This is a genomic window from Bacillus sp. BB081 (assembly GCF_008368895.1).
GTDB lineage: Bacteria > Bacillota > Bacilli > Bacillales > Bacillaceae_G > Bacillus_A > Bacillus_A wiedmannii.
In genome coordinates this window covers 1-10,533 of record NZ_QOZX01000073.1, presented here as the reverse complement: position 1 = coordinate 10,533, position 10,533 = coordinate 1, and the positions used below count along the sequence as shown (strand labels likewise).

At 30.8% G+C, this 10,533-nt stretch carries 12 protein-coding genes; 8 read left to right on the top strand and 4 right to left on the bottom strand.

Annotated elements, in window-relative coordinates; all coding sequences use genetic code 11:
* On the bottom strand, window positions 1-758 hold a 758-nt coding region (locus DN394_RS23815; RefSeq protein WP_149294312.1), incomplete at its 3' end, for a class I SAM-dependent methyltransferase.
* 174 nt (window positions 759-932) lie between these two features.
* Window positions 933-1,301 carry a hypothetical protein gene (locus DN394_RS23810; RefSeq protein WP_001139548.1) on the bottom strand — a complete coding sequence of 123 codons (369 nt, stop codon included), beginning with the start codon at window positions 1,299-1,301 and terminating at the stop codon, window positions 933-935.
* Window positions 1,302-1,708: 407 nt separating this feature from the next.
* Here DN394_RS23810 and DN394_RS23805 point away from each other — a divergent pair, with 407 nt between their 5' ends.
* The 8 genes from DN394_RS23805 to coaW all read left to right on the top strand — a co-directional run bounded on the left by DN394_RS23805 (window position 1,709) and on the right by coaW (window position 8,072).
* On the top strand, window positions 1,709-1,861 hold the full coding sequence (locus DN394_RS23805) for a YqbF domain-containing protein (RefSeq protein WP_071723536.1): 153 nt from the start codon (window positions 1,709-1,711) through the stop codon (window positions 1,859-1,861).
* Window positions 1,862-2,031: 170 nt separating this feature from the next.
* Window positions 2,032-2,466, top strand: coding sequence for an exosporium protein ExsC (gene exsC / locus DN394_RS23800; RefSeq protein ID WP_000148799.1), 435 nt, complete (start codon window positions 2,032-2,034; stop codon window positions 2,464-2,466).
* Between the two features lie 294 nt (window positions 2,467-2,760).
* On the top strand, window positions 2,761-3,963 hold the full coding sequence (locus tag DN394_RS23795; RefSeq protein WP_000269247.1) for an MFS transporter: 1,203 nt from the start codon (window positions 2,761-2,763) through the stop codon (window positions 3,961-3,963).
* A 150-nt stretch (window positions 3,964-4,113) separates the two neighbouring features.
* Complete coding sequence (locus DN394_RS23790) at window positions 4,114-4,416, top strand: hypothetical protein (RefSeq protein WP_001279469.1); 303 nt, start codon at window positions 4,114-4,116, stop codon at window positions 4,414-4,416.
* Window positions 4,417-4,598: 182 nt separating this feature from the next.
* Window positions 4,599-4,961, top strand: a complete 363-nt coding sequence (locus tag DN394_RS23785) for a hypothetical protein (RefSeq protein WP_098092068.1) — start codon at window positions 4,599-4,601, stop codon at window positions 4,959-4,961.
* A 533-nt stretch (window positions 4,962-5,494) separates the two neighbouring features.
* A complete protein-coding gene (locus DN394_RS23775; RefSeq protein WP_149294311.1) occupies window positions 5,495-6,694 on the top strand; it encodes an LL-diaminopimelate aminotransferase in 1,200 nt (399 codons plus the stop codon).
* Window positions 6,695-6,750: 56 nt separating this feature from the next.
* Window positions 6,751-7,149 carry a 3-hydroxyacyl-ACP dehydratase FabZ family protein gene (locus DN394_RS23770; RefSeq protein ID WP_000547645.1) on the top strand — a complete coding sequence of 133 codons (399 nt, stop codon included), beginning with the start codon at window positions 6,751-6,753 and terminating at the stop codon, window positions 7,147-7,149.
* Between the two features lie 92 nt (window positions 7,150-7,241).
* A complete protein-coding gene (gene coaW, locus DN394_RS23765; protein ID WP_000446263.1) occupies window positions 7,242-8,072 on the top strand; it encodes a type II pantothenate kinase in 831 nt (276 codons plus the stop codon).
* 132 nt (window positions 8,073-8,204) lie between these two features.
* On the opposite strand, the gene DN394_RS23760 is transcribed toward coaW, so the two are convergent.
* Window positions 8,205-9,428 (bottom strand): hypothetical protein, encoded by a 1,224-nt coding sequence (locus DN394_RS23760; RefSeq protein ID WP_149294310.1) that lies wholly within the window; start codon window positions 9,426-9,428, stop codon window positions 8,205-8,207.
* A 1-nt stretch (window position 9,429) separates the two neighbouring features.
* Window positions 9,430-10,533, bottom strand: a 1,104-nt coding sequence (locus DN394_RS23755; protein WP_149294309.1) for an AAA family ATPase, incomplete at its 5' end; no start/stop codon positions are given.

Genomic DNA, 10,533 nt, shown 5'->3' with positions numbered 1-10,533 from the left:
CATACAAACAATGCCATTTCAGTATAAAACGATATAATTTTATTATTTTCATATTGAATGTTAAAGAACTCTTGCATTTCAACTGATGTTTTCATCATACATTCTGTTAACTTCACGCGTTTCTGCAAAGGTACATTCATCATATCGCACCACCAGTCAAATTCAAATTTCTTGTCAAAAGTAAGACATGACTGCATTTGTAAACCATTTTTTTCTAATAAGGTAATCCATTCTGTTTTTTTCATCGCTCGTTCATGACTCGGATCTCGCTTTTTTTCTATAAAATTATAAAATGTATCAAATTCATTATTTTCCGGTGAAACATTATCTATTAAAATAAACAATCCATTATGTTCTAACGTACGATTTACTTCACATATAAACTGAGCTGGATTCGTAAAATGATGTGCTGCAATTCGGCATGTAATCGTATCAAAAGAACTATCGGCAAACGGTAAACTTTCAGCGTTTCCAGCGACAAAAGATACATTTTCATATCCATTACTTATAATAAAGTTTTTCGCATTCTCTAACATTTTTTCTGTTAAGTCTAAGGCAACTACTTCTTTAAACAATGGAGCTAATACATTCGCAACATGTCCACCGCCAGTAGCAATATCAAGAAGACGATTATTATGACGAGACTCAACTTGTTGAACCACATATTGTAAGTCTGGTCCATTAGCATGAATTTTACTTTTCACATATTTTTCCGCATTATTACCAAACTGTTGTTTTACAAGCTCTTCTTTACTCATTTTATCATCTTCTTTCTATTATTATTTACATATAGGATTCATATAATAATTAAAGTTCTCTTTATGTATTTTCAAATCCTCTTTTCAGCTTACTTCTTATCATGCTGTCCTATCATCAATATACTAAACAAAAAAGGCTACGGGAACTTGTCCCCTAACCTGACTAAATATTTATTACATTTTTACTTTTTTATATACATCTATATAATATAAATCCTCTTTCAACTTCATAATAACGTCTACTTCGTTATAAGTAGCCTCACGAGCATGTAAACCAAATTGATCCATGCCGATCCATATCCATCCAGGTGTATGATGTAGAACATCTATGTTAAAATAATCTAATTTAATTAGCTCCGATTTTATAAATTTATCTTTATTAGCGATTTGTTTATCTATTAAACCATATTCTTTTCCATTTTCAAGTAGCGATATAATTTTCCCTAAAATCGGATGTTCACGTATAATAAAATGATATTCCCTTTCGTCTACATTCGCCATAATTAAACGAGAATTAGATAAATCTAATCCCAAACTCGGCATATTTATTTTAATCACCTCCTATATTGGTTTCATCTCCATCCTAACAAACAAATATTTAAATAATATTTAAATAATATTTTTATATCGTTTCTTTTTCCTCATTATTTCTAGAAACTAAATTTCCAACAGCATCTGCCGTTACTTCAACCACAAATTCACAAATACCTGCTACAACTTCTCCAATTACTTCATCCATCTTTTTACCCCCTTATTTTATGTAACTTATTTCTAGTATAGGAGAGATTGGTTATTTTTAACTATCGGAAAACGTGACAACAACATTACAGTTTTGTAATCTTTTGTAATTTGTTTAGTTTCTATCCTTTGAACCTCCAAGTATGATTAGCAAGCATATAGGCCATCATAATATTAATTAAGTTCCAATTATGCTAGAGGAGGCGTGTAAAATATACTACGTAAAATTAATTAAAGGTCAATCATTCTATGCATTTGATCATCGTTTCTTAATGTCTGAAGAAGAAAAGGTTTCCGAGAAAGTTTATAATTACTTACGTCGTAATGAATTTTTCGAAGTACGTAAAGAAGAATATTCGGCCTGATGTATTAAAAGCATCAAGAAAAATATCATTTAATAGTGATATTTTCTTGATGCTATTTTGTGAATTACTCCTTTTCAACAATTATTGTCGACTCTATTAAAATATTCTATTATTTGTCCAAGCTATTTCATTGCCATTTTCATATTTTAGTATATGAGGAGGTGACGAATATGACTCATATCATTGATTACCAAGCTACTCAACCTATAAGTAAAACTGGTGAAACAACTTTTGCAATCCCAGCTTCTCCAAATAAAGCAATTCTAGCAAATTTGAAATTGAGAATTTCAAGTAGAGATTCACGTAATAATCGAGTAGAATTAATCGCTACAATTGGTGTAGAAGGTATAACTGGGACTTCACAAGTTTTATTCCGAATTTTCCGTGATAACATTGAAATTTTTAATGCACAAGTAGGTATTGAATCTACAGATTCTGAACAATTCTACGTACAAACATTTCAAGCTATAGATCAAAACGTTAGCAGTGGAACACACGAATATTCATTAACTGTAGAAAACCTTACTAGTGGTGCAAGCGCAGAAGTTGTTGGCCCACTATCTTTTAGCGCTTTAGCTATTGGACAAGAGCGTAAATGCTGCTAAACAATCTAATATTTAATTTTGTACTTGAGAAAAGCGAGACGTACTATGTACGTTCTTGCTTTTTTATTTGTATCCTTACTTTCAATAGACACTTCATCATAAATTTTTCACATTTTCATTACTTATTTCACCAACTAATAAATCTAATTTCCGACAAATCAAAAAGATTGAAATCCACTCATGAAACACGTAATATAGACTCTGACTCTAAAAAAGTTCGTTATAAATTATACATAAAATAAGGAGGTTTTATATACGAGTTTTTCATTTTAAAAGACGGAGAGGTTTTACATTATGTGGCGTAATAAAAATGTTTGGATTGTGTTAATTGGGGAGTTTATTGCTGGTCTAGGACTATGGCTTGGTATTCTTGGCAACCTTGAATTTATGCAAAAATATGTCCCTTCTGATTTCATGAAATCAGTTATATTATTTATCGGACTATTAGCTGGTGTACTAGTCGGTCCTATGGCTGGTCGTATTATCGATCAGTATGAAAAGAAAAAAGTTCTTCTTTATGCTGGGTTCGGTCGCGTTATTAGTGTTATTTTTATGTTTTTCGCTATCCAATTTGAAAGCATTGCCTTCATGATTGCATTTATGGTTGCTCTTCAAATTTCTGCAGCATTTTACTTCCCTGCATTACAATCTGTAATTCCACTCATCGTACGTGAGCATGAGTTATTACAGATGAACGGTGTACATATGAATGTAGGTACAATCGCTCGTATTGCAGGTACTTCACTAGGTGGAATTCTTTTAGTTGTAATGAGTTTACAGTATATGTATGCCTTCTCAATGGCAGCATACGCTTTATTATTCCTCTCAACTTTCTTCCTACAATTCGAAGATAAGAAATCAACAACACCAAGTAAACAAGCTGCGAAAGATAATAGCTTTATGGAAGTATTTCGTATTTTAAAAGGAATTCCTATTGCTTTTACAGCACTTATATTAAGTATTATCCCTCTATTATTTATAGCCGGATTTAATTTAATGGTAATCAACATTAGTGAAATGCAACATGATCCAACGATTAAAGGCTTTATATATACCATTGAAGGTGTCGCATTTATGTTAGGGGCCTTCGTTATTAAACGTTTATCTGACCATTTCAAACCTGAAAAATTATTATATTTCTTCGCTGTTTGTACCGCTTTTGCACACCTTTCCTTGTTCTTTAGCGATATAAAATGGATGTCTCTTACATCATTTGGTTTATTTGGTTTTAGTGTTGGTTGCTTCTTCCCTATTATGTCGACAATTTTCCAAACGAAAGTGGAAAAAAGCTATCATGGTCGTCTCTTCTCATTCCGTAATATGTTTGAGAGAGTTATGTTCCAAATTGTCTTACTCGGCACAGGCTTCTTCTTAGATACGATTGGATTGCAATATATGGTTCTCATTTTCGGTGTGATTTCATTATTAATTATTTTCATTTCATTATCTAAACAGAAACAATATGAAAAACAACCTTCGCAATCTGCGAATTTATAGCATAAATAAAGACGCATGGATCATATTAGATTAATCCATGCGTCTTTGTTATATATAATCTTATTTATTACGTTTACTGAAATGATTTAAAGGAGTACCCTATTTTGCTTTCGAATATAATATATAAATAAGGTATATAGGAGGCGCTATATGTCTGATGGCATCCAATTATTTATTATCCTTTTTGTTGTATTCATTATGTTTAGCATTATAAACTTTTTAGCAATTTCCCTATCTCAACATAGCTTTAAAAGAAGAATTGTGGCAGGCTTCATATTTTTACTGCTAACTCCTATTATTTTTTTGACAACTACGGCACTCACTTCTATATTCGATAACGCTGGTTTTGGATCAATTAACCTAACCTCTTCTATAATAAACGTGTATATTTCAAACGGTATTGTCATTCTTCTTTCTGCTTCATTTATCCTCAAAAAACAAAATATAAGATAGTACACTAGGCATGAATCTGAATTACATTAGATTCAGATTCATGCCTTTTTTTAAAAAAACCTCACCTTCCTCCAATTTTTATGTGAAATTAAATAATTCTTTATAAAAATTTAAACTTTATTTATTACAATATTCCTATCGTATTCGCACGTTTATTGAAAATGAAAAGAAAGGAGCACAAAATGAAAAAAGTTCTATTGATTATTCCAATATTCATCGTTCTACTTAGTGGATGTAGCAATAATGATATATACGGTTCTTGGGAAGTCGTTGACAATAAAAATGGACTTTGTCCTGCATCTTATAAATTTGAAACAGTTGTAAAAGAAGAAAAGAAAGAAAAAATTGTTCAATATTTAGTGGAGATGCAAACATCAAAGGAAAAAGAAGATTTATACAAAGGCTCATTTGTAAAGGATTCTAATGTGTATCACATTGATTATGGTAACTCATTTACATCGGATCAAACTTTAAAAGTTGTCGATGGCAAATTAAATGTATACTTTTATGCAGTGGAAAAGTTATGTACATATAAAAAGAAATGATTACACTTCATTTAAAACGCAGAAAATATTTTCTGCGTTATTTTTAATTTACAAAACCTCCCCAAAAACATTTCCCTCTTTTAAATCTTTAAATTTAAATGTAGTATTATATAATAACAATATTTTAATGCGAGGTGCTTTTTTTGAGAAGTTTAAGTTCATTAATTGTATCAACAATCTGTTCCATTATCCTAATCCTATGGAGTGCACTTTCATTTTATGAAAGATTCACGACAGGAAATTCATACTATTGGCTTAGTGGTATATTAGGCCTCGTTTTCGTGTTCTTTTTCATCCAAAATATGCGGGATATACTTAATAAAAACTATAAAACATCCTAAACCGTATAGAAAGATATAATAAACAGTTCAGTTAACCAATCCTTATTTACAACGCCCTTTCAAAAAAGACTAATCCTCCCTCTAAATTTGTCAATCGTTTTAATTTTCATAAAAAAATGATAAAATGTAAACATGTGTTTTCAGAATAATTAAAAACGCAGAAAGAAAACACTGTTTTTAGGAGGGGTTTTGATGACTTACACGTTAGCAACTAGAATGAAAGCATTCCAATCTTCTATATTTAGTGAATTAGGGGCTTATAAAAAAGAAAAAATTGCAGCAGGTCACAAAATGATTGATTTAAGTATCGGGAATCCTGATATGCCGCCTGCTGACTTCGTAAGAGAAGAAATGGTACATACAGCAAGTGAAAAAGAAAGCTACGGATACACATTAAGTGGTATTCAAGAATTTCACGAAGCTGTAACTGAATATTACAACGACACTCATAACGTTAAATTAAATGCCGATAAAGAAGTTTTATTATTAATGGGTTCACAAGACGGACTTGTTCATTTACCTATGGTTTATGCAAATCCGGGAGATATTATATTAGTTCCGGATCCAGGGTATACAGCTTATGAAACTGGAATTCAAATGGCTGGTGCAACATCTTACTACATGCCATTAAAGAAAGAAAATGAATTCTTACCTAACTTAGAGTTAATTCCTGCAGAAATTGCCAAAAAAGCGAAAATGATGATTTTAAACTTCCCAGGAAATCCCGTTCCAGCAATGGCTCATGAAGATTTCTTTAAAGAGGTAATCACATTCGCGAAAAAGCATAATATTATTGTTGTCCATGATTTTGCTTATGCTGAATTTTATTTTGATGGTATAAAACCAATTAGTTTCCTCTCTGTACCTGGTGCTAAAGAAGTTGGCGTAGAAATCAACTCTTTGTCAAAAAGTTATAGTTTAGCAGGTAGCCGTATTGGATATATGATTGGAAACGAAGAAATTGTTCGTGCACTTACTCAGTTTAAATCCAATACAGATTATGGTGTGTTTTTACCAATTCAAAAAGCGGCATCAGCTGCACTAAGAAATGGCGCTGCGTTTTGTGAGAAAAATCGCGGTATTTATCAAGAACGTAGAGATACTTTAGTTGATGGATTCCGCACATTTGGTTGGAATGTTGATAAACCAGCTGGTAGTATGTTTGTCTGGGCCGAAATTCCGAAAGGCTGGACTTCTATAGATTTCGCTTATGCATTAATGGATCGTGCAAATGTCGTTGTTACACCAGGTCACGCATTTGGACCTCATGGTGAAGGATTTGTACGTATTGCACTTGTTCAAGATAAAGAAGTGTTACAACAAGTTGTTGAAAACATTAGAAATAGCGGTATTTTTTCTCTTAAAAAAATAAATGAATTAGTCAAAAATTAATGGTAACTCCCCTGCTTAACTGTAGCAGGGGTATTATTTATTGGAGGTACTTTCATATGCATATTAAAGACACTCTTCCTCATCGTTATCCTTTTTTAATGATTGATAAAGTAACAAATGTAAAACATGGTGAATCCGTTACGGGATATAAACTCATTTCAAATAATGAGTGGTTTATAAATGATAATCAAAAACATATGCCTCATATGCTAATTGTAGAAGCACTTGCTCAGCTTAGTGCATTTGTAAATACAAATGACTCTGAAGGTCTAGGCTTCCTCTCTTCGTTGGATGGGGTTGAATTCCACGGAAACGCATATCCCGGTGATAAACTTGATTTACATTATAAACTTACTCGCAATCGTCGAGGTTTTATTCTCGGTAAAGGTACTGCAACTATTAACGATCAGCCGATTGTAACTATAGAAAAGCTATTAATATATCAAGCAGAATAGAGACGATGTAATTCGTCAGGATATCTCTCTCCTACAAATTCGTCTCATCAACATGAACAGAGTAAACAAATTACTTAGTTAGGAGCAGGAAAATGGAAAGTACTATCGGTATCGATGCTGGAGGAACATTAACGAAAATTGCTTATTTGAACGAACAAAAGCAATTAGCTTTTGAAAAATTTTATTCAAATGAACAAGATAAAATAATAGATTGGCTTAAGAAAAACACTTGTATAAAACAAATATGTATAACAGGTGGTAAAGCAAAACGATTACAGCAACTACTTTCAGACTCATATAAAATAGTAGAACTAAACGAATTTGAAGCTACTCTTGTAGGTGTCCGATACATATTAAAAGAAGAGAAATATGATATAAACAACTTTATTTTAACAAATATCGGTACAGGTACTTCCATTCATTACGTTTATAATGACAAATATATTCGAGCTGGTGGAACCGGTGTTGGCGGTGGTACTATTATGGGGCTTTCAAAATTGTTAACAAATATAGATCATTTTGAAGATGTAATTCCTTTAACAAAATTAGGTTCTAGAAAAGAACTAGATATTACGGTTGGTGATATTTATGGTGGCATTCTCTCACCTATTGATAATAGCTTAACTGCAAGCAATTTTGGTAAAGCTACCAAAACAGACTCGAATTTTAGTAGTGCTGATATACTAGCAACTGTGCAAGGACTTGTCGGTGAAGTTGTTACTGCATTAAGCCTTCAATTCGCCGAAACAAAAAACATTGACCATATTATTTATATTGGTTCGACTCTATGTAATAACGTACACCTTCAAAATATTATTAGTAGCTACACAAAATATCAAAATAAAACACCAATCTTTTTACAAGATGGTGGTAATAGCGGTGCGATTGGTGCTTTACTTCATGCTACGAATAAAAAAAGCTGACTTTTGTCAGCTTTTTAGAAATACTTCCTTAAATTCTCAATCTAATTCTGTGTTTGCTCCGATTAGATTTAACCCTCTACTATCTTAAAACCTACTAAAATTTAAAATACTCAAAACGCCATATACATAAAATTAGTTAGTTGCATTACGAGGCTTGCATAGCCCCCATTCAATTAATATTTGACATATTCCTCTTAAACATTCTTTCTGCTTAGGCAATAAATAATTAATTGGATTTAATACTATATCCCTCATATATGTATAAAAATCCTTTTCAGATCTAGGAATCGTTTTTATTTTTTCAAAATGAGATAATTTTTTCTCTATAAATTCTCTCATTTTTTCTAATTTAAAATCCTTCAATAAGTTTTCTCCTAAAGGCTTCAAAATATATTTTTTAGGATATTTCTTTTTATCATCTCTGCGCAAAACTATATAATCAAAAAATTCTTCTTTAGTACCATAAAAAATATCTCTATCCTTTACTTCTTCCTTTTCAATAATTCCTTCTGTGTCTAAAACATTTTCAAAAAAGTTTATATAATTATCAGTACTAATTCCTTCTTTAAAGTCAAAATGATAGAAAACATCTTCGAATTTTCTTTCCTTTGATAAAATATCTAATTTTTCCAAAGTATTATTCCCTATATTTAACACTTTATAAAAATGATAAGGAACTAGATTTTCTTTTTCATGCAAAGATAACTCTATGTATTTTGCTATGTAATCATCACTGTTTGCTTTGAATACTTCCCATAAGTTTTTAGCTGTTTTTCCTAAATCATCATTAGGATATTTCCTATCACTATCTACTATTGCAATTACACAATTGTTGTTTTCAACTTTATCTAAATAACTTTTGGTTATTCCATTTCCATTACCATCATTACTTTCTATTGAATAATTAAACAACATTGAAGGAAATTGATTTGGATAATACTTAACAGCTTCTTTATAAAAATTGCAATCGTCCATGTTTTCGGTAATTAATTTTGTACAATCCAATGTCCTTGGATTTGCAAAATAATCAAGAGATACGTTAAATTTTACAGAATTATCATTTGCATCTTTTTCAAAATAACTTTCTTTATCTACAACAGAAATTTTAGTTTTTATTTTTTTTATATAAGATGCAATAGTTGTATATTGAAATTCAAGTTTATTAAAATATTTCCTCGCCGTAGATGATAGCTCTTCAAAATTAGACAAAAAATCCAATGATTTTCTATCTGAAAACATATAGTGCTGGGAATTAATGTGACTTGCGACTACTCGTTCTAAATATTCTAATTCAAGTTCAGAATATCTTTCTTCTTCAAATTTCTTTATAACATCTCTATTAAAATATATCAGCATACTAATTTTCCGGATAGAAGAAGCCTAGTGGCCAATCTTCTATAACCCCTTCCTCGTCATACTTTACAGATTCTATTTTAGTATTTACATGACCTTGTGAATCTCCAAAGATCAAAATATTAACTAACTCTGAATTTATTTTCTCTCTAGCCACTTGCTGCCCCAATCTATTTATAATTGTTTCACTATGCGTTTCAATAATTATATTCAAATCAAAATTCATATCTTTAGCCAATGTAATACAGTTAGCAAATACATCAGTTAATTGTGCTTGCATTGCTGGGTGTAGATGTAATTCAGGCTGCTCTATTACAACAGTATAGGGATTTTTAGAACTCATCATATTCCTAAAATTAAATTCTTTATTATTAAAATGACTTTGATCTTTCATTTTATTATTTACTCTCCACAACAAAACAATAATAGGCAATACTTGAGAATACCCAAACCCAGTATCAGCTAAATTCAATTTAGTTTTCTTATCAAAAGAAATAGATAAATTTACATGCCCCCCTTGGTTTTCAGTTGTAATTTTAAAATTAAAATTATCTAAAACCCACTCTTCAAAGTCTTTCTTTTGTTTATATGATAGATGTTTTAACATCATAGGAATATTTTCGCCCTGTGAATCTATTTCATCCACTGCTAAACCTTGTAATCGATAATACCTTTGTGCACTAGCTCGGACAGGGGCAATATAATGAACACCGCTAAAATAATCATTGAAATAAAGATTTATTCTTTCAAAGATAGTATCTAATTCATGACCTATTAATAACTCACAGAAATTTTCAAAGTTATCTTTAGTAATATCTTGCAAATCAGATATAAGTATATCATCGTCAAATTCTTCTTCATAATTATAAATATCTTTTTCTAATTCAATTTCAGAACAGATCCTATATATGAATTCGTCATCAAAAACTGACATCGATTCAATATCAGAGAAATTTAATTCGTCTAAAAATCTATCAATACTATTATATTCGGTGAATATACCGGGACTACTTTTAATAAGTTCGCTAAAATATTGTTTACTTGAAAAAATTTGTCTTTTTTGATTTTCTTCAGATACATTCTCTTTTGGAATTGGTAAAAACATAAA

Excerpts from the sequence above, each read along its gene's own strand:
- DN394_RS23810 (WP_001139548.1), bottom strand. The coding sequence starts at position 1,301 with ATGCCGAGTTTGGGATTAGATTTATCTAATTCTCGTTTAATTATGGCG.
- exsC (WP_000148799.1), top strand. The coding sequence starts at position 2,032 with ATGACTCATATCATTGATTACCAAGCTACTCAACCTATAAGTAAAACT.
- DN394_RS23795 (WP_000269247.1), top strand. The coding sequence starts at position 2,761 with ATGTGGCGTAATAAAAATGTTTGGATTGTGTTAATTGGGGAGTTTATT.
- DN394_RS23790 (WP_001279469.1), top strand. The coding sequence starts at position 4,114 with ATGTCTGATGGCATCCAATTATTTATTATCCTTTTTGTTGTATTCATT.
- DN394_RS23785 (WP_098092068.1), top strand. The coding sequence starts at position 4,599 with ATGAAAAAAGTTCTATTGATTATTCCAATATTCATCGTTCTACTTAGT.
- DN394_RS23775 (WP_149294311.1), top strand. The coding sequence starts at position 5,495 with ATGACTTACACGTTAGCAACTAGAATGAAAGCATTCCAATCTTCTATA.
- DN394_RS23770 (WP_000547645.1), top strand. The coding sequence starts at position 6,751 with ATGCATATTAAAGACACTCTTCCTCATCGTTATCCTTTTTTAATGATT.
- coaW (WP_000446263.1), top strand. The coding sequence starts at position 7,242 with ATGGAAAGTACTATCGGTATCGATGCTGGAGGAACATTAACGAAAATT.
- DN394_RS23760 (WP_149294310.1), bottom strand. The coding sequence starts at position 9,428 with ATGCTGATATATTTTAATAGAGATGTTATAAAGAAATTTGAAGAAGAA.